Here is a 20,975-nt window from a genome sequence, read left to right on the forward strand (position 1 = left end):
AACGTGTCGCAATGAGTATCGAATTGGGTCAGACTCGCACGCGCAGCATGCGAACCAGAGGCTCAAGACATTGCGGCATCAGGTACTGGTTGTGGACGTTGCGCTGCAGTTGCGGCGAGACCGGTGTCTCGAGAGCGGCTTTGACTCCCGCCTGAATCGAAGCCGGCGACATTGGATCGACCTGATGCACCAATTCACCAAAATGCTCCTGTGCCCACGCCCCCTCTGAGAGAACCATCGGCACGCGAGCCAGCGCAGCCTCAAACGCAGAGAAACCGGCCGGCTCGAGCGAGACCTCAACGAACGCCTTACAGCCTTGCAAGGCCGATCGCAAAATTTCCGACTTTGGCTGTATATACGGCAAAAATTTGAAGTGCGATGGAGCCGCCTTCACGCAAGCTTCGTAATAAGCACGGTCACGATAGTCCCCGACGAACACAAGGGGAATCTTCGAGTCACGCAGCGCGTGGATCGCCGCCAATTGATTCTTGCGTTCCTCAATGATTCCAACCGACAACAGGTATTCGTCAAGCTTGTAGGTTTCCTTGAACAGGCCCCCGTCGACCAGTTCCTCGAAACACGAATCGACACCCCACCGGCAATACACCACTTTCGCTTCGTCTAGCGAAACGTGCTGCGCGATGTTCGCGTACTCAGATTTCGACTTGAATACAACCACGTCGGCGAGGTCGAGGAACGCCGCGACCGAGTCCTTCTCGCCCTGCGCCGGTGCTTTCGACCACCACACTGCGGGCAACAGGACCAGCTTCTTGCCAGCGGCCTTCACTTCACGGACGAACTCCATACCCGTTGGCACAACCGAGTAATGCAGGACGACGTCGTACCGGTTGAGCGGCTGGCAGCCCGGCCCGTAAAGATCCGCGCGAACGCCAAGTTGCCGCAGATTCGCCAGCAGATCCACCAGCTCAAGCTCCCCACCGCCGCGATGCAGAAATGCAGCAGGATAGGTCGTGATCAAGACACGCGAATCGCTCATTCAACACTCCAGTTTAATGTTCGGAAGCAAGCGGCTGCGGCCTTTCCCGGCCGGCCTGCCGCCACACGTGATTCAGCATTTTAACGGTTCGGGCTTCCCAAGTATTGTCACCCACGCCGGCCTGCGCCTCTGCCGGCGTCAGTCTACCGCGTTGCAGCTGCCGTTCGATCGCCTCCACGAAGCGCTCGGGCGTGTCGCCGACATCCAGACCATCCAGCCGCTCGCGGGTAAAATCCAGCGGGGTCGAAACAACCGGCACCCCTGCTGCCAAATACTCAAAAAACTTCATCGGGAACATCGAACGCGTGTAGTCGTTCAGCAGGGTCGGCAGCAACCCGACGTCCATGCCTCGCAGATAGTCAGGCAACTCTTCATAGCGCCGATACCCCAGGAAATGCACGTTCGGCAATCGCTTCAGCTGTGTGATCAGCTCGCTGCGCTGCCCTTCCCGCTCCTCTCCGATGAAGATCCATTGCCAATCCGGCCTCGCACGCGCGGCGGCCAGAACAAGCGGGAAATCGACCTTGAAATCGGACAAGACACCGTGGTACACGAGTCGCACGCCCGAAATATCGGCCACGTCGCGTGGCAATGGCCCGGGCTCCAATGCCCTCCCGAAATGGTCGGCGTCGACTACGTTGGAGAAAAAGTGCGTATTCGGATTAAATGGCAAGCACTGGTCTCGCAACGCGGCAGCCGTTGTGAATACCGAATCGCACTGCTTGAGCAAGTCCTGCTGGGCGCTTCGGAAGGCAGGGACATCGACGCCCGGAATAGCAGCGAGATCGTCTACACAGTGATAGACAAGTGCGCCACTCTCCAGATTTCGCACGGCATCAAGCATGAATGGGTGGTAAGTCCAAATAATCGGCTGCTGAAACGAACGCCGGCGCGCAAACCGAGTGATGCTCCACCGCAGCAACGTCTGGTTGAAGCGACGCACCAGCGGCCAATGGTGCTTTGCCGGAATCATCAGCGGCGACAGCACCCAGACATTGGACTCCCGCTGCGGCGGTGCAACGAAATTGGACCGCACACCTTGCCACAAACGGCGCCAGATACGCCCCCAATCCTTGCCGCTTGTGAGCTTTGGCGAGCGCAAGCCTACGCTCTCAACATACAGTACGCGCCAGCCGCTCTTCGCGAGTACCCGCGCAGTATGTTGCTTGTTCGTCCAGTATGGCTCGTCCCAGTCAGCTGTCGAAAAGAGCACACAATCGCCACGCGAGCCAGGCCGCCCTTTCACTTCAGCCACCAAACACCTCCTGTGGCTGGTCAAGCAGGTTCGCAACGATACGCTGCGACGCCCGACCGTCTCCATATGGGTTCGGGCGATCGCGCAGCGCCCCGCGTCGTTCCGCGTCATCGAGCCACGACGACGCTGCCGCCTCGATCCGATCGGCAGCCTGTCCGGCCAACGTGGCGAATCCTGCTTTGACGCCTTCCTCTCGTTCGGTGTGATTGCGCATGACGACCACCGGAACACCGAAGCTCGGCGCCTCTTCCTGAATACCCCCGGAATCGCTGATGACAAGCGCGCTGCGGCTGATCAGATAAAGGCTGGACGGATAATCGACGGGCTCAATCAATGCGAGATTCCGCACCCCCGTCAGTTCGCGCATGACGGGCTCCCGAATCGAAGGATTAAGGTGGACCGGGAAAATCCATTGGTACTGCGTGTAACGCTCGCACAAGCGCCGCAGAACCTGGCAGATACCCAACAGGGTTTCGCCGAAGTTCTCGCGACGGTGACAAGTCACCAGAACGAATGGCCGTGTCACGTTGCACGACTCGGGCAAACGGAGGGACGCAGGCGCATCGAGCCATTCATGTTTCGCCAGCGCAATCGCATCCACGACCGTATTACCGGTCACAACAATGGACGCGTCGTCGATCCCCTCGCGCAGCAGGTTCTGGCGGGCGGATTCGGTCGGCGCAAAGTGGCGAGTTGCAATCCGTCCCAGCAGGCTGCGATTGGCTTCTTCGGGAAATGGGCTGGAGAGATCGCCAGTTCGAAGTCCCGCCTCGACGTGACCGACCGCGATACCGCGATGAAATGCAGCGAGGCCGGCGCACATTGCAGTCGTCGTATCCCCTTGTACGAGCACCCAGTCCGGTTTCTCTCGCGCGAGAACACCATCCATCTCGGTCAGGATGCGCGCCGACAAGACGTTCAACGACTGCCCAGGGCTCATCGTATCGACGCCGATGTCCGGTTCGATGCCGAAATAGGCAAGCGCCTGAGCGAGCATCTCCCGGTGCTGGCCGCTCGTGCACGCTATCAAGTCGACGTTACCACGCAATGCCGCAACGACGGGCGCCAACTTGATCACTTCGGGCCGGGTGCCCATTATGACCATGACTCTCATTGCAACCGCCCGCTATCATTGACCTCAAGAAGTTCACCACGATATTCGACCGCAAGCGGAAATGGCGATGTAACGCCACGCATCGGCGTCACGACGTAAGCATCGCCGACCTCATTCAGGTCATACATCGACTTTGCAAGCAGGAAATCCATTGCGACTTCTTCGTTGATGAAGAGCGGTCGTTTGGCACGAGCGCGCATGTAGTGAACGAACTCCTCGTGAGCCGAAATCCGTTCGTCCTCGGTCCGCCAGCCGTATTGATATCGCTCGGAAAACGGATGATCAAGATAGCCGAACAGCGTCTTCGTCTCATAGGCGAGGTCGAATGCGGCCTTGAACACGGCGAGCGGATCGCCCTCCGCCAGCATGCAATCGCCGTGAAGCATACATTGCTGGCTATGTCCTACGAACCCCTCCGGCATCCCAGCCAGGATGCCGCCGCGAGCCAACAGGAACTCCGGATCGTTTCGGATGATTCCGCCGATACATCCGGCATAACCCGCATCGGCCAACCCCTCGAGCGCATAGTGCGGCGTTTGGTGAAAAGGGGATACCGCGTATCGCACCGGTCGAGCAATGACCGACTCGAGCAGGTGCGCGGATTCACGACCTTCCGCAAGCGCGGCCGCGTAGCTCCCTCCCCAGTTTGGCGCGTGCGTCGCAGTGTGGGAAAGTATCGCCGCGCTCGGATCGGCGGCCAACTCCTTCAGGATCACGTGATGCGTCGTGTTCCCGAGGTTGGCGGTATGCACCGCCAGCGAAAACGGCACCCCAAGTCGGCGATATGCGTCCCAAAGCGGGCGGGCAGATTCGACGTCCTCGTCGCAATCAAGGCGCGAGGTAATCACGGCGTCATAGCCCCACGGGACTTCGCTCAACACAGGTTGACAGTGCAATTCATCTGCCCTGTAACCCGACAGGAAGTTCTCGACGACGCGCCATTCGAACGAATCACAAGGCCCGACTGGCCGATTGAACCACAGCACGCTCGTCGCTTCGTCGTCCCACAAGGCCGCATAAGCAAACTGGCGGTCTTGCTCTATATACACGGACGCGACTCGAGCGGACTCCGGGACATCCAGCGGAGCACCGACCGACCAGATTGAATCATCCGATCGAATCGCACCAAAACCCAGGTTGTTCCATTCATCAGCGAAATCGAAACGCTCGAATGGCCGCACCCACTCCCGCCCGCCGACAGAAGCGGTGAACCTCGTATAACGCACTGTTGCGCTACTCTGACTAGTGCAACGGCTTGCCGCCGGCGCACTACGTGCTGCATCGGCAAAGCCTTCCACATGCTCGATCTGCCGACAATTTAAGCGAATTGCAAGCGCATGCGGCATTCGCCCAAACACTATCAATTTGCGCCCAGACGTCCCAAGCCAGCTAATCAACGCGTTGCCAAACTCATCTGGCACATCGACAGCAACCAGCACCGATGCGGAGCAGGTGCTCAGCGCGCTAAAACTAAGTGCGCGCGCTTGCCCCAACCCGACGGAACGACGGAGAGACGCCAGCACCAATTGCCCCGCAACCGCCGATGCAGCTGAATAGATAACGCCGATCATGCGGTCACCACATGGCGGAATTTGGCACGGCTCCCTACCCGCACCAGCGCATCATGACCGACAAACTCGATTGCGAATGCGTCACCCCAATAGCCGCGCAGCTTACGTGTCGTGTCCTCTTCGGTCGCCCACGGCTCAAGCACGATGCGTAGTGTAGGCGGCACGGTACGTAGATCGATCTGAAATTCCTGAATGCCGCCCACCCGATGATCGAGCATGTCCTGAATGTGATGCGTCGCGTGAGCCACACCGTTGATCGGTACGACGTCGTGAATCCGGCCAACCACGTCGCTCAGATACATTGCGCCATTGCGCTCCGCGACACGAGCGAGGTCACCCGTTGCGTAGCGAATCAACGGCATGAGGTGATTGCGGAATCCCGTGAATACCAGCTCGCTGGCGCCGTCTTCGTCCGCATCGAGATGGCGACTTTCGGGCCACCCTTCGGATTCGAGAATCTGAAATCCTGCGTCATGGCCGTCGAGTTCGTACGCCATCACTCCAAGTTCGGCGAGGCCGTAGCGATTGATCACGCGACACTGCAGCGCACGCTCGATGATCAAGCGCGCCTGGGGCTCAAGCAATTCGCCGCTCGACTCGAAAATTTCGAATGCCTTGCCGCTCCCGTATTTTCTTTCGACGTAACATGCGAGCGCATACATGGTCGATGGATGCCCGTGCGCGAGAAACGGTCGCCGTGCCTTGAGCGTTTGCCAGATCTCTTCGAGGCCCTTGTCGTCGATGCTGTCAAAAAAGATGTTGCTTCGATTCATCGCGAAGCATTTGAAGTCTTCGCGGGATGGCCAATTCGGAGTAACCTCGTCAGGAAAGCGGCAGGCAAAATGCAACTCCGGCTGGTAACCGCGCTTACCGATCCGTTGACGCGCGTAGAACGTCACGGCCGACGAATAATCGGCAGCCTCCTGATCGTAGTAAATCGTACAAGAGAGTCCGGTAGACCCCCCCGTCTTGCACGCATGATGCCGCACCGCTTCCAGTGGCTTTGAAAGCAGGCGTACCCCCTGCTCCCGTATGATGTCTTTGGTCAGATACGGTAAAGACTCGAGATAGCGCGGATCCAGTCCGGCTTTCAGCGGATCGAAATTCCTTTCGCGGAATAGATCTCGGTAGTAAGGCACGTGCTCGCCGGCGAACTGCAGGATTTGCACCAAGCGGGCCAGCACAATCCGCCTGCGTTGCTCGACCGGTAGCGCATAGTGGCGGTGCAATTCCGCGACCTTGGGACGGACGTTGCGCTTTTCGCGACTCTCCGCGATCGGGTATGCGATGTACGCTCCCGCAGCGCCTTTCAGAAAGCGGAAAGGCTGGTGCCTAAACAACGATCCGCCATAGCGAATCAAAGGATGGTCTGAACGCATGTTTGATGCCTTTCCCGGCTCACCGGGTGAGCCGCCGTTTGATATTCGATCGCCTGCAGCGTAGGAGCGCTTTCAGGAAAGCGACAATGTGGTGGGCGGTGCTTGCACCGCGGGGGTGATCGGCTCGTCCGCCACGATCTTCCCGTGCTCAAGGCTGATTCTTCGGGTACACACGCGCGCGACCAACGTCGGATCATGGGACGCGATCACGACAATGGATGCATTCCCCACCAAGGTTTCAAGACGGCGCGCTGCCTTAGCACTGAACTCCGCGTCGCCGACGCTGAGCCACTCGTCCATGATCAGAATGTCCGCCTCAACACTCGTCGAGATCGCGAACGCTAGGCGCAGCATCATCCCGCTCGAATAAGTCCGGACCGGCAGGTTCAAGTACTCTCCGAGATCGCTGAAATCAGCAATTTCGTCGATCTTGCTGCGAATTCTGCTTGGCGACAGGCCGTCAAGAATGCCACGCAGGTAGATATTCTCGAACCCAGTGGCATCCGGATCCAGCCCCATGGACACGTCCAGCAGCGACGCAACCTTACCATGCACCTTCAGTTTGCCTCGGACCGGCTCGTAGACCCCGGAAAGCGTACGCAACAGCGTAGTCTTTCCGGAGCCGTTATGCCCGACAAGGCCGACACGCGCACCGTCGGCGAACTCGAAACTCAGGTCATCGAGCGCACGGACAATCGTATGTTTTCCCGCATCCTGACCGATACGACCACCGGTCGTCAGGTTCAGTACCGCCTTCTTCAGCGAGCGATGGGAATTTTCGTAAATAGGGAACTCGACAAATATTCCCTCTGCAACAATAGATGAGCTCACGGTATCAAAGCCAGTATGGAACCCGATTACGGGTGCGTCGCATCAAGAATTGCGAGAATGCAAGCCCTGCGACAAGCATTGCCACCGACCATACCCAAGACTCCCAATGCATCGGTCGACCGGTAATCGGTGCACGCACAATTTCCATCAAGTGATAGAGCGGATTGTATTCAGCCACCCAAGCGCGGTCCTTCAGAATTTCAGGCGACCACATCACCGGAGTGAAAAAAAACACCACTTGAATCAAATTGGTAACGATCGGCGGAATATCGCGAAAACGGGCACACAGTATTCCGAGCGTTACACTGATCCATACTCCGTGCAGCAGCAGCAGAAACAATCCAAGCGGCACCAACAGAAATTCCCATGTGGGCCAGTGTCCGAACACGATAAGCAACACCACGACGACGGGGAAACTGTGAAGCATGATCACGAAGTTGCGCCATACGATCCGACACGCATGAATCGTAAGCGGAATCCGTATCTGCTTGATCATGAAGGCGGAACCAATGAAAGCGTTACACCCTTCGTTCGCGACGGTCGACAAGTACTGCCAGAGAACCAGCCCTACCGCCAGATACGGTAGGTAGTCCTTGATCTCCTGGTGCAGGAGGGTCGAGTACAGTGCGCCAAGCACGATGACCATGATCGCCGTGCTGAGCGTAAACCAGAACGGCCCTATCACTGACCGGCGATATCGCTGGCGAATGTCATGCCACCCCAAGGTTCCCCACACGCGCGCCGACTTCACGCCAACCAAAATGTCGTCGCGTCCGCTGTGAGAGCCAAGGTCGCTGCCTCCGCGGTCGATTGCCGCAGCTTCAGTGCTGTTAAGCACGCCCATAGACATCCTCAAACCTGACGATATCGTCCTCGCCGAGATATTCCCCGCTCTGCACCTCGATCATCACAAGATCGACAACACCAGGATTTTCGAGTCGATGCTTGTGGCCAGCCGGAATGTACGTTGATTCGTTTGTCGAAACGAACAGTTCCCGATCACCATTCACGACTTTCGCCATTCCGCTTACGACAATCCAGTGCTCGCTGCGATGGTGATGCATCTGCAGGCTAAGACTTGCACCAGGCTTGACCTCGATGCGCTTGATTTTGAAGCGGGCACCCTCTTCCAGCACCGTATACGTCCCCCACGGACGATGAACGGTACGATGCAATTTATGCGCTTCGTGACCGCGCGCCTTCAATTCCGAATAGATGTGCCGAACGTCCTGCGCCCGATCGCGATTGACGACAAGCAGCGCGTCTGGCGTATCGATCACGATGAGATTATCGACGCCAACCGCGCCGATAATTCGATCGTTGCTCATCAGGTAGCAATTTCCGACATCGTGCAGCAACGCCTCGCCCTCAACCCGATTACCGTTGCCGTCCGGCTTGCAAAGCTCGCTAATGGCGGTCCAGGATCCGATGTCGCTCCATCCGATGGTGCACGGGACGACAGCAACATTCGTCGATTTTTCCATGACCGCATAGTCAATGGAGTCATCGCGTACGGCACCAAAGCGCTTGGGTTCCAGTTGAACCTGCGTCCAACCGCTTCCTTCCGAAATTCGGGACGCCTCCATGCACGCCTGAGTGGCTCGCAGGATGTCCGGACAGTGCGCTTCCAGTTCGCGCAGCATGGCGCCGGCCGTAAAGCAGAAGAGCCCCGAGTTCCAGAGGAATCGTCCAGATTCGACGTATTCTCGCGCCTTTGCAAGTGCCGGCTTCTCGACAAACCGCAACACTTTATTACCGTCGGCTTCGATGTAGCCATACCCAGTTTCGGGCGTTTCGGGACGGATACCAAACGTGACTATCTTGCCCTGCTCGGCCAACTTGACGGCCTCATCGACGGCCTTTGCGAACGCGTCCTGATCGGAGACCAAGTGGTCCGCAGCCAAGACAAGCATCGTTGTTTCAGGACCGGATACCTGCGCAACGTGCGAGGCTGCCGCAGCAATCGCAGCCGCCGTATTGCGGCCGAACGGTTCACAGATGAACGACGTTGCGACGTTGCCTGTATTGACCTCCCGAAACTCGTCTTCCGCCTTGAAGAACAGATCCCGGTTCGTCACCGTGAGGACCTGCTCGACACCCGGCAAGCCAGTCGCGCGAAGGAAAGCCTTCTGAAGGAGACTCTGCCCGTCGGAAAGGCGAATGAAGGGCTTGGGATGCATTTCTCGCGACACCGGCCATAACCGCGAACCGGCACCACCACACAGGATGATAGGGATCAAACTCACAAATTCCTCGCTGCACAGACTTTACTGAAAGATTATCGATCGTCCTGCGCCGCCCCTGCGGCTATGCCCGAACCAGCGCTTGCTGATCGAAGCGGAACAATCCTGCCGCCCTTAAAAATGGGGCGCTATCGGAGACTACTGTGAACAAATTTTAACGTATGACGTCGCCCCTGAATATTGCTCCCTCGGATTCTAGACACACTATTGCCACGCGCGCCCCGTAGGGAGTGCTACGAATTGCAACGGGTGAAAGAGGATTTTTCAGTGCCAGACTCGATCAGTTCGCTGCACTGCCGCGAAACATGTCATCCAGCACGAGCCCAAGCGCCTGATCCCAGGAGGGTCGAGCGAGTTCGAATGCAGCATCAAACCGACTGCAGTCGAGAACCGAATACGTCGGGCGTCGTGCGGCTCTCGTCAGATCTGACGAGGTTATCTCGTCGACACGGGTTGCGCGCACGCCGTGAACGCCCCGCGCCCTCATCCCACTGACGATCGCTTGTGCGAATCCGTGCCATGTCGTTTCGCCTCGCAACGTGAGATGGTACAGCCCGAGCTTTGACAGGTCACGGGTACGGCGCAACTGAATGACAGTTCGCAGCGCCTGCACACTCAGGTCGGCAAGAACGCGTACCGCTGTAGGCGTGCCGTACTGGTCGGCAACGACACGCAACACTTCTTGCTCGCGCGCCGCTTTCGTGATCGCTCGTAGAAAATTGTGCCCACCCGGGCCGTAAACCCAGGAGGTCCTGAACACAAGCCAGTCAGCGCCGGAATCGGCGATTGCCTGCTCACCTGCAAGCTTGCTTCGCCCATAGGTCGTTTGCGGGTCTGGCCGGATGTCCTCTCGATAGGGCACCTCCGCCAGACCGTCAAAGACATAGTCCGTCGAATAGTGCAGCAACAATGCGTTTAGCTTCCTTGCTGCAATGGCCAGCTCACCCACTGCGGTTGCATTGACCACCGCCGCGAACTCATGATGAGTTTCCGCTTCGTCGACCGCCGTGTACGCCGCCGCATTGACGATCACGTCAGGACGAATCGCCGCGATCGCTGGCCCTATCGTCGATGGAGAACTCAAATCAAGGGCCTGCCGGTCAACTGCGATCACCTCACCCAACGGTATCAGCGATCGTTGCAGCTCCCAGCCCAGTTGCCCACGCTTTCCGACCAGCAAGATCCTCATGCATACACCTCTGCATCCACCAAACGCACACCCGCCGCATCCTTGACGGCAAGAACAGGTGGAGCGTCGAGAGGCCATGTGATCCCTATGTCGGGATCATTCCATTGCAGGCAGCGCTCGCACTCCGGGTACCAAAAATCAGTCGTCTTGTACAGAAACTCGCAAGAGGCCGAAAGTGTCAGAAATCCATGTGCGAAGCCTGCCGGCACCCAGAGCTGCCTGTGATTGCCCGCGGACAGGTGTACCCCCACCCATTTGCCAAAGGTGGGTGAACTCCTGCGAATATCGACCGCGACGTCAAACACCTCACCTTGGATGACGCGAACCAGCTTTCCCTGCGCATGCTGGATTTGATAGTGAAGGCCGCGCAGCACCCCCTTCTCCGATCGCGAGTGATTGTCCTGCACGAACTCGACACCCGGGGCGACCTGCTCCGCAAACTCGCGGGCATTGAAGCTCTCGTAGAAATACCCACGCGCGTCGCCGAATACCTTCGGCTCGATGATCTTGACTTCCGGCAGCGCCGTCGCGGTTACTTGGATTGCCATGCGACCTGATCCGAAAGAATGTGTTCGAGATAGCGCCCGTAGCTGTTCTTTGCCAGCGGCACGGCAAGCTTGCGCAATTGATCCGCGTCGATCCACCGCCTACGATAGGCGATCTCCTCGGGGCAGGCGACGACGAGCCCCTGCCGCTTCTGCAACGTTGCGATGAACGTCGCCGCATCGATCAGCGAATCGTGCGTACCGGTATCGAGCCATGCATAGCCGCGCCCCATGATCTCGACGTCGAGCTTCCCGTCGGCGAGATAACGCGAATTCACGTCGGTGATCTCAAGCTCGCCACGCGCGGACGGCTTGATATCGGCGGCGATGTCGCACACCCGGTTGTCGTAGAAGTACAGGCCGGTCACTGCATAGTTCGAGCGCGGTATGGCCGGCTTCTCCTCGATCGACAGCGCGCGAAACTCCTTGTCGAATTCGACGACGCCGTAACGCTCGGGATCGTTCACGTGATACGCAAACACCGTTGCGCCGGTTTCCTGCACGTGAGCACGCTCGAGCTGCTTCGCCAGGTCGTGGCCATAGAAGATGTTGTCACCGAGGATCAGCGCCGACGGATCGTTGCCGACGAACTCCTTGCCGATGATGAAGGCCTGCGCGAGACCGTCGGGAGACGGCTGCACCGCGTACTGGATGTTCATCCCCCACTGGCTGCCGTCGCCGAGCATCGCTTCGAAGCGCGGCGTGTCCTGCGGCGTCGAGATGATCAGCACATCTCGGATGCCCGAGATCATCAGCGTCGACAGCGGATAGTAGATCATCGGCTTGTCGTACACCGGCAAAAGCTGCTTCGATACGACGTGCGTGATCGGATACAGACGCGTGCCGGAACCGCCGGCGAGAATGATGCCCTTACGTGCCATCGATGAACTCCTCAAGCGCGCTCTGCGTAGTTGGTTTCCACCCACTTGCGGTATTCACCCGAGGCCACCTCGTTGACCCACACCTGGTTGTCGAGATACCACGCGACCGTCTTCGCCAGACCGGTCTCGAACGTCTCCACGGGCTTCCAGCCGAGTTCGCGCTCGAGCTTGCGCGCATCGATCGCATAACGACGATCATGGCCGGGCCGATCCGTTACATAGGTGATCTGGTCGCGGTACGAACCCGCCGCCTTCGGGCGGGCCTTGTCGAGCAAATCGCACAGCGTATGCACGACTTCGAGGTTCTTCTTCTCGTTCCAGCCGCCGACGTTGTAAGTCTCGCCGGGCACGGCGCGCGCGAGCACTTCTCGAATCGCGCTGCAGTGGTCGCCGACGTACAACCAGTCGCGCACGTTCTGCCCGTCACCATAGACGGGCAGCGGCTTACCGGCGAGCGCATTCGCAATCATCAGCGGAATGAGCTTCTCGGGAAACTGGTACGGACCGTAGTTGTTCGAGCAGTTCGTGGTAAGCGTGGGCAGGCCGTACGTATGATGATAGGCGCGCACGAGATGATCGGAGCCGGCCTTCGTTGCCGAATACGGACTGTTGGGCGCGTACGGTGTGGTTTCCGAGAACTGCGAATCGGTGGCCGACAGCGAGCCGAACACTTCGTCCGTCGATACGTGCAGAAAACGGAAGGCCGATTTGTCTGCTTCGCTCAGGCTGCTCCAGTATGTCCGTGCGGCTTCGAGCAGCGTAAACGTGCCCACCACATTGGTCTGAACAAAATCCGCCGGCCCGTGAATCGAGCGATCGACGTGGCTTTCAGCGGCGAAATGCAGGACCGCGCGAGGCTGGTATTCGGCGAACAGCGCATCGAGCGCGGCGCGATCGCAAATGTCGGCGCGTACGAACACGTGTTTCGGGCTCCCGTCCAGCGATTGCAGCGTGCGAAGGTTGCCAGCGTAGGTCAGCTTATCGACATTGAGCACAGCCTCGTCGGAATGACGCAGCCAGTCGAGTACAAAATTTGCGCCGATAAAACCCGCGCCACCCGTCACCAGGATCATGAGGCTCCCTTTAGTCGTCCGCGGCAGACCCCGAGCACGAGCCGCCCCCATTTCGAACAGCGACAACGCCAAGGTGCGCGTCGCTCAAGGCGGGCATTCTAACTTCTCACCGAGACCGTCAAAGTCATGAAATGCTAATTTTGTCGAGGAAGCGGTAATTATAGGAAGCAAGCCGCTGCAAAAGCCATGTTGCTAACAACTTGAAACACGGAGACGCATTCGGCAACACGGATAAAATTATGTTTTAAATCAATATGTTAAGCTGGCACAATATTGTGCCTGAGCACGCTGTCGCAATCATGCTTTTCCCATTCAGCATCAGGACTTGCACAACGACCACCACTCATGCCGCCCATCCCCATCGCCATCGGCGACATCCAAGGCTGTCATTCAGCTTTCCAGTCGCTGTTCGAAAAGCTTTCAGCCCCCGCCGACACCCCACTCTGGATCGCCGGCGACATCGTCAACCGCGGCCCTGACTCTCTCGCCGCGCTGCGTGCGATGGTCGACCTCGGCCCGCGCGCGACCGTAGTCCTCGGCAACCACGACCTCCACCTGCTCGCCGTCTCGGCCGGCATCCGCACGGAACGTCCGGGCGACACGATTGGCGAGATTGTCGACGCCCCCGACGCCGATGCACTGCTCGACTGGGTACGTCACCGCCCGTTCGCGCACTTCGAGCACGGGATGCTGCTCGTCCACGCAGGCGTGTTGCCGCAATGGGACACCACGCTCGCACTGGAACTCGCGGACGAGCTGCAACGCGCGCTGCGCGCCCCTGATTGGCGCGACACACTGCAAGGCCTGTACGGCAACGAGCCGAACCAATGGAGTCCGAACCTAAAAAAACGCGACCGGATGCGCGTCGCATTCAACGCGTTCACGCGCCTGCGCTTCTGCACGTCCGACGGCACGATGGAGTTCAAGGCGAACGGCGGCCCCGACAGCGCGCCGCCCGGCTATCTGCCATGGTTCGACGCACCGGAGCGCCGCACCGAAAACGTGACCGTCGTATTCGGGCACTGGGCCGCGCTCGGCCTGATGCTGCGCGACAATATCGTCGCGCTCGATTCCGGATGCGTGTGGGGAAATCGGTTGTCGGCCGTACGACTGACGGCCGACCCGGCGCAACGCACGGTCACGCAGGTGCAGTGCGAAGCATGCCGTGCGCCGGGCGGCGAATAGCCTGCCCGCGTCGCACCGGGGCGCAATGAAGCCTTACCCCTCGCGCCCCGCCACCGGCTCTTCGGCCGCCGCATCGCCCGTCGCCCCGGCACCGACTTCGGTTACCGGATACGCATGCTTCTCGAGCTCCGCAAGCGCGTCGGGCGACGGCTTGCCGACCTTCGCCTGCATCGCTTCGAGTGCAGCGGCGATCGCGTCACGCGCGGCGGCAGAGGTCGCGCGACGGTCGCCACCCGGCGCAATGGGCTCGCACACGTACAGATGCGCGACCAGCGGGCCGCCGCGCAACACCATGTCGAGCGACTTGCCGAGCGACAGTTCGCCCGTATAGGCCGGCGTGACCGACTGCCGCCCCTGTGCATCCTCGTACATCAGGCAGATCGGCTGCACCGCGCAGCCTGCCGACACCGCCGCCTGGAACAGGTTCGCGTGAAACGGCAGCAGCTCCTGCCCGTCCGACGTCGTGCCTTCCGGAAACACGCACATCACGCCGCCGTTGCGCAGCCGCTCCGCCATCTCGTGCATGACACGCATGGCCTCGGTACGCTTCTCGCGCTGCAGGAACACGGTGTCGAGCTTCTCGGCCAGCCAGCCGACCACCGGCCACTGCCGCACCTCGGCCTTCGACACGAACGGCGTCGGCCGCCACGCATTGACGGTGTAGATGTCGAGCCACGACACATGGTTGCCGACGACGAGCGCGCCCGCGTCGAGGCGCGCGCCGTCGTTGTGGACGACGAGCCGCATCCCGCAGATCCGCAACAGCTTGAGCGACCAGCGGCGCGTGAGCTCGAGGCGCCGCGGGGCGCTCACGTGCGAGAAGCGCAGCGCGACGGTCGCCATGCCGCGCAGCAGGTGAAAGACGAGACGCAGCTTGCGAAGTGCGATCATGGCGAAGATCTGGCGTGGTTCAGTGGCGCTCGAACGCGACCTGCCCGGCCACGAGCGTCGCACGCACGCAAGCCGGCAGTTCGTAGCCGAGGAACGGCGAATTGTGACCCTGGCTCTTCAGCGCGCGCGGCTCGACACGCCAGTGCGCGCGCGGATCGAACACGCACAGATCGGCCGCGCCGCCTTCGGCAAGACGCCCGGCCGGCAGCTGCAGCACGTCGGCCGGCGCCGCGGTGATGCGGCGCAGCGCCTGCGCGAGCGGCGTCCTGGTTTCGTCGGCCCACTTCACCGTCAGCGACAGCAACAGTTCGAGCCCCGTCGCACCGGGCGTCGCTTCGGCGAACGGCAGCAGCTTCTCGTCGTCGTCGACCGGCGTGTGATCGGAGCAGATCGCATCGATCGTGCCGTCGGCGAGCGCCGCGCGGATCGCTTCGCGATCGCGCTCGCCGCGCAGCGGCGGATCGAGCCGGAACTGCGAATCGAAATAGCCGATGTCGACGTCGATCAGGTGCAGGTGATTCACGCCGACGTCGCAGGTCACGGGCAGCCCCTCGGCCTTCGCCTCGCGCACGAGCGCGAGGCCCGCCGCCGACGACAGCCGCGCGAGGTGCACGCGCGCGCCCGTCACGCGCATCAGTTCGAAGATCGTGTGCAGCGCGATCGTCTCGGCCGCGACCGGCACGCCGGACAGCCCGAGCCGCGACGCGAGCGCACCGCTCGCCGCGACACCGCCACGGCCGATGAACGCGTCGAGCGGACGCAGCCACGTCGTGTAACCGTAGGTGCTCGCGTACTGCAGCGCACGCAGCAACACCTGCGTGTCGCGCACCGGCACGTTCGCGTGCGTGAAACCGACGCAGCCCGACTCGGTCAGCGCGACCATCTCGGTGATCACTTCGCCCTTGAGGCCGACGGTGAGCGCGCCGAGCGGATGGACGTTGGCCTGGTGGAGGTTGCGGGCGCGGAACTTGAGCATCTCGACGAGGCCCGGCTCGTCGAGCACGGGGTCGGTGTCCGGCGGGCACACGAGGGTCGTAACGCCGCCGGCGACGGCCGCGGCCATCTCGGACGCGAGCGTCGCCTTGTGCTCGTAGCCGGGCTCGCGCAGCCGCGCGCACAGGTCGACGAGACCGGGGGCGACGATCAGGCCGGACGCGTCGATCGTCTTGTCCGCGTTGAAACCGGCCGGCGCCGCACCGGCCGCCGCGATCGCGGCGATCTTGCCGTCCGCGACGAATACGTCGGCCTGCCGTTCGGTGCCGGCGACCGGGTCGATCAGCGTGCCGCCTTGGATATGAATCTTCATGCGCTGTCTGTGAATGCGTTGAATGCGTTGAATGCCTGGATAAGGATGCGCGTAGACGGGCTCAGTCGCTGTTGCCGGCAACGATGCCCATCACCGCCATCCGCACGGCGATGCCGAACGTGACCTGGTTGAGGATCACCGACTGCGGACCGTCGGCGACCTGCGAGTCGATCTCGACGCCGCGGTTCATCGGGCCCGGGTGCATCACGATCGCGTCGGGCGCGGCGAGCGCGAGGCGGTCCGGCGTCAGGCCCCAGGTCTTGAAGTATTCCTGCGCGGACGGCAGCAGCGCGCCGCTCATCCGCTCGTTCTGCAGGCGCAGCATGATGATCACGTCGACGCCCTTCAGCCCTTCGTCGAGGTTGTGGAACACCTTCACGCCCATCTGTTCGAGGCCGCCCGGCAGCAGCGTGCGCGGGCCGATCGCGCGCACTTCCGGCACGCCGAGCGTGGTGAGCGCGTGAATATCGGAGCGCGCGACGCGCGAATGCAGGATGTCGCCGACGATCGCCACGCGCAGCTTCGTGAAGTCGCGCTTGTAGTGACGGATCGTGTACATGTCGAGCAGGCCCTGCGTCGGGTGCGCATGACGGCCGTCGCCGGCGTTGATCACGTGCACGTGCGGCGCGCAGTGCTCGGCGATCAGATACGGTGCGCCGCTCGACGCATGGCGCACGACGAACAGGTCGGCATGCATCGCCGACAGGTTGTTGATCGTGTCGAGCAGCGACTCGCCCTTGCTCGTCGACGACGCGTTGATGTTCAGGTTCAGCACGTCGGCCGACAGGCGCGTCGCGGCGATCTCGAAGGTCGTGCGCGTGCGCGTCGAGTTCTCGAAGAACAGGTTGAACACCGACTTGCCGCGCAGGAGCGGCACCTTCTTCACCTCGCGGTCCGTCACGCTGACGAACTGCTCGGCCGTATCGAGAATGTGGTTGACGATCGAGCGCGGCAGCCCCTCGATCGACAGCAGGTGTTTCAGCTCGCCGTTTTTCGTGAGCTGCGGGTTGCCCTTCAGGAAACCGTAGCGGAACCGCTCGGGGCTCGCGGTCGCAGCGGGATTGCCGGTGCGGCCAGTGGTGTCGGTAGTCATGGTGTGCGTGATTCCAACTATGCAAACGGGCCGCGGTACGAACCGGCGGCCCGGGATACGGTTTCGCGGTTCGGTCAGGCGCCGTGCGCCTCGATGCGCAGCGTCAGCTGCGCGGCTTCGTCGCGCGCGAGCACGAGCGTCGCATCGGCCGGCACGTCGAGCGTGCCGCCCGCGAAGCGCGCGGCGACCGGCAGCTCGCGGCCGCCGCGATCGGCGAGCACCGCGAGCTCGACCGCGGCCGGACGGCCGTAGTCGAACAGTTCGTTGAGCGCGGCGCGCACGGTGCGTCCGGTGGACAGCACGTCGTCGACGAGCACGATGCGCGCGCCGTCGACGTCGAACGGCAGCGACGTCGGGCTGGCCTGGCTGTGCAGCCCCTTCTTCGCGTAGTCGTCGCGATGCAGCGCGACGTTCACGACGCCGAACGCCGGCGCGCCGAGATCGCGCGCGAGGCGCTCGGCGAGCCACGCGCCGCCGCTGTAAATGCCTGCGAGCCGCGGGCCGCCCGGCTCGGCGAAGGCCGTGCCGTATGCGTCGCGGATCTGGTCGAGCAGGACGCGGTAGAGCGCGTCGGCGTCAATGGTGCTCATGGTCGGACAATTGATCGAGATACTGTTGAAGGATCACGCGCGCGGCCTCGGCGTCGAGCATCTCGGCACGTGCGCGCCCGCGCACGTTGCGCTCGCGCAGCCCGGCCTCGGCCTCGACCGACGAATAGCGTTCGTCGACCCACGTGACGGGCAGCCCGAAGCGGCCGTTCAGCTGGTTGCCGAAGCGCTTCGCCTGCTGCGTCATCTCGTGCGGCGTGCCGTCCGGATGCATCGGCAGGCCGACGACGAGCGCGTCGGGCCGCCATTCGGCCAGCAGTTCGCCGACCGCCTTGAAGCGGTGCTCGCGGTTCAGGTTGGGAATCACGACGAGGGCACGGGCCGAGCGCGTCAGCGCATTGCCGATCGCGACGCCGATTCGCTTTTCGCCGTAGTCGAACGCCAGGAGCGTCGCATCGCGCGCGCTCGCGCCACTCATGCGTGCCCTGCTTCGCCGGACAGCATCGACGAGCTGACGCCGAGCAGGCCCAGTGCGGCTTCGAAGCGTTCCTCGGCCGGCGTGTCGAACACGATGCGGGGATCGGCGGCCACGGTCAGCCAGCCGTTGCGGGAAATTTCTTCCTCGAGCTGACCGGCGCCCCAGCCTGCATGGCCGAGCGTCAGCAGGAAGCGTTTCGGGCCGGTGCCCGTCGCGACCGCCTCGAGCACATCCTTCGACGTCGTCATCTCGAGCCCGCCCTCGACCGACATGGACGAGTTGTAGTTCGCGCCCTCGACCGGCTCGTGCAGCACGAAGCCGCGCTCGGTCTGGACCGGGCCGCCGAAGTACACGGGGATGTGCAGCAGCGGCTCGATGTCGAGCTTCAGGTCGATGCGGTTGAACAGCGATTCGAGGTCGATGTCGGTGGGACGATTGATGACGAGGCCGAGCGCGCCGCGCTCGCTGTGATCGCAAAGATAGACCACCGTTCCCGAAAACGTCGGATCCGCCATGTTCGGCATGGCGATCAGGAACTGGTTGGTGAGATTGATGCGATCGGAAGGCTTTGACATGGTTTGAATTTTAGCAAAGACGCCGCGACCTGACCGGGCCGCGATCAACAAGCAACGCCGCGCGACGCTGGCAACGACGCGCGCGGATCACACGGCACTCTAACACGCGCGCGGGCGCTGTCGGCAGCGTGTTGCCGGCCCGCGCGACAAGGGCTGCCGCTGCGGTCGCGCCCCGTTGTGCGTCAGGTCCGGCCGAGCGCCGCGCCGAGCGCCCCGGACGCCGCGGTCAGGTCCGGCGGCGCCACCCCCGCGGCGATCTTCAGCAGCGCGGCGCGCAGCATGTCGGACGCGCGGGCGTGTGCATCGAGCCCGCCGTCGGCGAGCGGCATGCCGTGCGCTGCGCGGCGCCACGCGAGCCCGAGCGTGTCGGCCAGCAGCGCCGCATGACCGAGCCCGAGCGCGCACGCGGCCGTACCGACCCGGTAGGCGGCCGCGGATGCGCGCCATGCAGCCCCCGCATCGGCCGCGGCCGGATCGACGGCCAGATCGGCCATCGACGCGTCGGCCGTCTGCAGGAAATCCTCATACGCATGCGCGTTGACGGTCACGACGCCGAGCGCACGGGTCGGCGCGACGGCAACCGCGTCGTGCTCGGCCCGCGCGGCGTCGGCCTCCCACAGCGCCTCGGACGCGGGCGTGCCGGCGACATGCCAGTCCACGGTCAACCCATAGTCGTGCAGCACGTCGACGAGCGCGACGTCTTCCGCGGCTGCGCCGAACAGCGCGAAATCGCGCCACAACAGCGCGACCGTCTCGCGCACGAGCTCGGGCGGCGCGCTGCGCCGCCGGCCCTGCGCCTGCTCGCCGAGCAGCAGGTTCGTCCGCGCGAGAAAGCGCTTCAGTTCGGGCGCGCCGGTTACGCGCAGCGCACGCTGGCACGCTGCCGCGAGCCGCCAGAAATCGTACGGGCCATCGTCGGCCAGCGCAGCCTGCATCGCATCGAGTTCGTCGAGCGCGGCGTCGGGCGCGCCGTGCTGCGCACGCAGCACGGCGAGCAGCGCCTGCTCGTAGCGGGCGCGTACCCGGGTCGCGATCTCCTCGGGCAGTACGCGCAGCGTGGCCTGCGGCACCGCGCGACCGACGAGCGCGAGCGCGTCGAGCGGCGTGCTCGCACGCAGGTCGGCGGCGCTTTGCGCACGCAATGCACGGAAATGATCGAAGAGAACGGACGAACAGGCGAGTTCGCGCAGGTTGTGGCGGCCGACGGCCGCGCGGAAGTCGCGCAGCGCGGCCTGCCAGCCGGCCGAAGTCGGCTCGGCGGCGACGAGCGGCACGGCGGCCGACAGTTGCCCGGCGAAACGGGCGGCCGGCAGCCAGCCGGCCTCCGCCAGCACGGCGGCGGCGGCTGACAGCGGCGCGGCCGCGTCGTCCCGGTGCTCGAATGCGTCGGCGGCTGCCGCGAGCCACGCGTCGGCGGCGCGCACGGCCCCGCCACGCGGGTTGGGCAGTGCGTCAGGGTGAGAAACGTTGGCCGGATCGGACGTCATGGACACGCGCGCCTGTCATCGTCAAGTCGCTCGCGCCGGCCGCGGCGCAAGAGCGCCGGGCAACCGCGAGGCCGAAGCGGTGTGTCCGTGGGCCAAGGGTCCGGTCAGATCTGGACCATCTCGAAGTCTTCCTTGCGAGCGCCGCATTCGGGGCACGTCCAGTTGATCGGGACGTCTTCCCAGCGCGTGCCCGGGGCGATGCCCTCTTCGGGCAGCCCGGCTTCTTCGTCATAAATCCAGCCACAAATCAGGCACATCCAGCTCTTGTGTTCCATCTTAAGCCGCGTCGGGAAAAGTCGGTAAATTCGGGAGCCATGATGGTACCGTGTCGGGG

General features: G+C 62.4%; 21 protein-coding genes. 1 reads left to right on the plus strand and 20 read right to left on the minus strand.

What is annotated here, in order from left to right:
* Positions 1-28 precede the first annotated feature (28 nt).
* The 12 genes from BTE28158_RS17050 to rfbB form a co-directional block, all read right to left on the minus strand.
* A complete protein-coding gene (locus BTE28158_RS17050) occupies positions 29-997 on the minus strand; it encodes a glycosyltransferase (RefSeq protein WP_151048447.1) in 969 nt (322 codons plus the stop codon).
* Between the two features lie 13 nt (positions 998-1,010).
* Entirely contained in the window at positions 1,011-2,252 is a 1,242-nt protein-coding gene (locus BTE28158_RS17055) for a glycosyltransferase (RefSeq protein ID WP_151048448.1), read from the minus strand.
* Positions 2,245-3,366, minus strand: coding sequence for a non-hydrolyzing UDP-N-acetylglucosamine 2-epimerase (gene wecB, locus BTE28158_RS17060; RefSeq protein WP_151048449.1), 1,122 nt, complete (start codon positions 3,364-3,366; stop codon positions 2,245-2,247). Before wecB ends, BTE28158_RS17055 begins: the two co-directional genes overlap by 8 nt.
* On the minus strand, positions 3,363-4,937 hold the full coding sequence (locus BTE28158_RS17065) for a polysaccharide deacetylase family protein (RefSeq protein WP_151048450.1): 1,575 nt from the start codon (positions 4,935-4,937) through the stop codon (positions 3,363-3,365). The genes wecB and BTE28158_RS17065 overlap by 4 nt, the downstream gene beginning before the upstream one ends.
* On the minus strand, positions 4,934-6,316 hold the full coding sequence (locus tag BTE28158_RS17070; protein WP_151048451.1) for a phenylacetate--CoA ligase family protein: 1,383 nt from the start codon (positions 6,314-6,316) through the stop codon (positions 4,934-4,936). Before BTE28158_RS17070 ends, BTE28158_RS17065 begins: the two co-directional genes overlap by 4 nt.
* 72 nt (positions 6,317-6,388) lie before the next feature.
* Positions 6,389-7,147 (minus strand): ABC transporter ATP-binding protein, encoded by a 759-nt coding sequence (locus BTE28158_RS17075; RefSeq protein ID WP_151048452.1) that lies wholly within the window; start codon positions 7,145-7,147, stop codon positions 6,389-6,391.
* A gap of 4 nt (positions 7,148-7,151) precedes the next feature.
* A complete protein-coding gene (locus tag BTE28158_RS17080; protein WP_059888999.1) occupies positions 7,152-7,991 on the minus strand; it encodes an ABC transporter permease in 840 nt (279 codons plus the stop codon).
* Complete coding sequence (locus BTE28158_RS17085) at positions 7,978-9,393, minus strand: mannose-1-phosphate guanylyltransferase/mannose-6-phosphate isomerase (protein ID WP_151048453.1); 1,416 nt, start codon at positions 9,391-9,393, stop codon at positions 7,978-7,980. The genes BTE28158_RS17080 and BTE28158_RS17085 overlap by 14 nt, the downstream gene beginning before the upstream one ends.
* Positions 9,394-9,670: 277 nt before the next feature.
* Positions 9,671-10,579, minus strand: a complete 909-nt coding sequence (rfbD, locus tag BTE28158_RS17090) for a dTDP-4-dehydrorhamnose reductase (RefSeq protein ID WP_151048454.1) — start codon at positions 10,577-10,579, stop codon at positions 9,671-9,673.
* Positions 10,576-11,127: a dTDP-4-dehydrorhamnose 3,5-epimerase gene (gene rfbC / locus BTE28158_RS17095; RefSeq protein WP_151048455.1), complete on the minus strand. Its 552-nt coding sequence runs from the start codon at positions 11,125-11,127 to the stop codon at positions 10,576-10,578. Before rfbC ends, rfbD begins: the two co-directional genes overlap by 4 nt.
* A complete protein-coding gene (gene rfbA, locus BTE28158_RS17100) occupies positions 11,112-12,005 on the minus strand; it encodes a glucose-1-phosphate thymidylyltransferase RfbA (protein WP_151048456.1) in 894 nt (297 codons plus the stop codon). Before rfbA ends, rfbC begins: the two co-directional genes overlap by 16 nt.
* 11 nt (positions 12,006-12,016) lie before the next feature.
* Positions 12,017-13,078 (minus strand): dTDP-glucose 4,6-dehydratase, encoded by a 1,062-nt coding sequence (rfbB, locus tag BTE28158_RS17105; RefSeq protein ID WP_151048466.1) that lies wholly within the window; start codon positions 13,076-13,078, stop codon positions 12,017-12,019.
* A gap of 345 nt (positions 13,079-13,423) precedes the next feature.
* On the opposite strand from rfbB, the gene BTE28158_RS17110 reads away from it, so the two are divergent.
* Positions 13,424-14,263: a symmetrical bis(5'-nucleosyl)-tetraphosphatase gene (locus tag BTE28158_RS17110; RefSeq protein WP_151048457.1), complete on the plus strand. Its 840-nt coding sequence runs from the start codon at positions 13,424-13,426 to the stop codon at positions 14,261-14,263.
* A 33-nt stretch (positions 14,264-14,296) separates the two neighbouring features.
* On the opposite strand, the gene BTE28158_RS17115 is transcribed toward BTE28158_RS17110, so the two are convergent.
* The 8 genes from BTE28158_RS17115 to BTE28158_RS17150 form a co-directional block, all read right to left on the minus strand.
* Positions 14,297-15,154 carry a lysophospholipid acyltransferase family protein gene (locus BTE28158_RS17115; RefSeq protein ID WP_151048458.1) on the minus strand — a complete coding sequence of 286 codons (858 nt, stop codon included), beginning with the start codon at positions 15,152-15,154 and terminating at the stop codon, positions 14,297-14,299.
* Between the two features lie 19 nt (positions 15,155-15,173).
* Positions 15,174-16,460, minus strand: a complete 1,287-nt coding sequence (locus BTE28158_RS17120) for a dihydroorotase (protein WP_151048459.1) — start codon at positions 16,458-16,460, stop codon at positions 15,174-15,176.
* Positions 16,461-16,521: 61 nt separating this feature from the next.
* The gene (locus tag BTE28158_RS17125) at positions 16,522-17,553 is read right to left on the minus strand and encodes an aspartate carbamoyltransferase catalytic subunit (RefSeq protein WP_151048460.1); all 1,032 of its coding nucleotides are present in this window, start codon (positions 17,551-17,553) and stop codon (positions 16,522-16,524) included.
* A 74-nt stretch (positions 17,554-17,627) separates the two neighbouring features.
* Complete coding sequence (gene pyrR / locus BTE28158_RS17130; RefSeq protein WP_059608133.1) at positions 17,628-18,143, minus strand: bifunctional pyr operon transcriptional regulator/uracil phosphoribosyltransferase PyrR; 516 nt, start codon at positions 18,141-18,143, stop codon at positions 17,628-17,630.
* Complete coding sequence (gene ruvX, locus BTE28158_RS17135) at positions 18,130-18,579, minus strand: Holliday junction resolvase RuvX (RefSeq protein ID WP_059530402.1); 450 nt, start codon at positions 18,577-18,579, stop codon at positions 18,130-18,132. Before ruvX ends, pyrR begins: the two co-directional genes overlap by 14 nt.
* On the minus strand, positions 18,576-19,154 hold the full coding sequence (locus BTE28158_RS17140) for a YqgE/AlgH family protein (protein ID WP_006751106.1): 579 nt from the start codon (positions 19,152-19,154) through the stop codon (positions 18,576-18,578). Before BTE28158_RS17140 ends, ruvX begins: the two co-directional genes overlap by 4 nt.
* A 182-nt stretch (positions 19,155-19,336) precedes the next feature.
* Entirely contained in the window at positions 19,337-20,641 is a 1,305-nt protein-coding gene (locus BTE28158_RS17145; RefSeq protein WP_174919975.1) for a hypothetical protein, read from the minus strand.
* A gap of 104 nt (positions 20,642-20,745) precedes the next feature.
* The gene (locus tag BTE28158_RS17150; RefSeq protein ID WP_069233938.1) at positions 20,746-20,916 is read right to left on the minus strand and encodes a rubredoxin; all 171 of its coding nucleotides are present in this window, start codon (positions 20,914-20,916) and stop codon (positions 20,746-20,748) included.
* Between the last annotated feature and the right edge of the window lie 59 nt (positions 20,917-20,975).

The organism is Burkholderia diffusa (assembly GCF_902499115.1).
Taxonomy (GTDB): Bacteria; Pseudomonadota; Gammaproteobacteria; order Burkholderiales; family Burkholderiaceae; genus Burkholderia; species Burkholderia diffusa.

Excerpts from the sequence above, each read along its gene's own strand:
- BTE28158_RS17050 (WP_151048447.1), bottom strand. The coding sequence starts at position 997 with ATGAGCGATTCGCGTGTCTTGATCACGACCTATCCTGCTGCATTTCTG.
- wecB (WP_151048449.1), bottom strand. The coding sequence starts at position 3,366 with ATGAGAGTCATGGTCATAATGGGCACCCGGCCCGAAGTGATCAAGTTG.
- BTE28158_RS17065 (WP_151048450.1), bottom strand. The coding sequence starts at position 4,937 with ATGATCGGCGTTATCTATTCAGCTGCATCGGCGGTTGCGGGGCAATTG.
- BTE28158_RS17070 (WP_151048451.1), bottom strand. The coding sequence starts at position 6,316 with ATGCGTTCAGACCATCCTTTGATTCGCTATGGCGGATCGTTGTTTAGG.
- BTE28158_RS17080 (WP_059888999.1), bottom strand. The coding sequence starts at position 7,991 with ATGGGCGTGCTTAACAGCACTGAAGCTGCGGCAATCGACCGCGGAGGC.
- rfbD (WP_151048454.1), bottom strand. The coding sequence starts at position 10,579 with ATGAGGATCTTGCTGGTCGGAAAGCGTGGGCAACTGGGCTGGGAGCTG.
- rfbC (WP_151048455.1), bottom strand. The coding sequence starts at position 11,127 with ATGGCAATCCAAGTAACCGCGACGGCGCTGCCGGAAGTCAAGATCATC.
- rfbA (WP_151048456.1), bottom strand. The coding sequence starts at position 12,005 with ATGGCACGTAAGGGCATCATTCTCGCCGGCGGTTCCGGCACGCGTCTG.
- rfbB (WP_151048466.1), bottom strand. The coding sequence starts at position 13,078 with ATGATCCTGGTGACGGGTGGCGCGGGTTTTATCGGCGCAAATTTTGTA.
- BTE28158_RS17110 (WP_151048457.1), top strand. The coding sequence starts at position 13,424 with ATGCCGCCCATCCCCATCGCCATCGGCGACATCCAAGGCTGTCATTCA.
- BTE28158_RS17115 (WP_151048458.1), bottom strand. The coding sequence starts at position 15,154 with ATGATCGCACTTCGCAAGCTGCGTCTCGTCTTTCACCTGCTGCGCGGC.
- BTE28158_RS17120 (WP_151048459.1), bottom strand. The coding sequence starts at position 16,460 with ATGAAGATTCATATCCAAGGCGGCACGCTGATCGACCCGGTCGCCGGC.
- BTE28158_RS17125 (WP_151048460.1), bottom strand. The coding sequence starts at position 17,553 with ATGACTACCGACACCACTGGCCGCACCGGCAATCCCGCTGCGACCGCG.
- pyrR (WP_059608133.1), bottom strand. The coding sequence starts at position 18,143 with ATGAGCACCATTGACGCCGACGCGCTCTACCGCGTCCTGCTCGACCAG.
- ruvX (WP_059530402.1), bottom strand. The coding sequence starts at position 18,579 with ATGAGTGGCGCGAGCGCGCGCGATGCGACGCTCCTGGCGTTCGACTAC.
- BTE28158_RS17140 (WP_006751106.1), bottom strand. The coding sequence starts at position 19,154 with ATGTCAAAGCCTTCCGATCGCATCAATCTCACCAACCAGTTCCTGATC.
- BTE28158_RS17145 (WP_174919975.1), bottom strand. The coding sequence starts at position 20,641 with ATGACGTCCGATCCGGCCAACGTTTCTCACCCTGACGCACTGCCCAAC.
- BTE28158_RS17150 (WP_069233938.1), bottom strand. The coding sequence starts at position 20,916 with ATGGAACACAAGAGCTGGATGTGCCTGATTTGTGGCTGGATTTATGAC.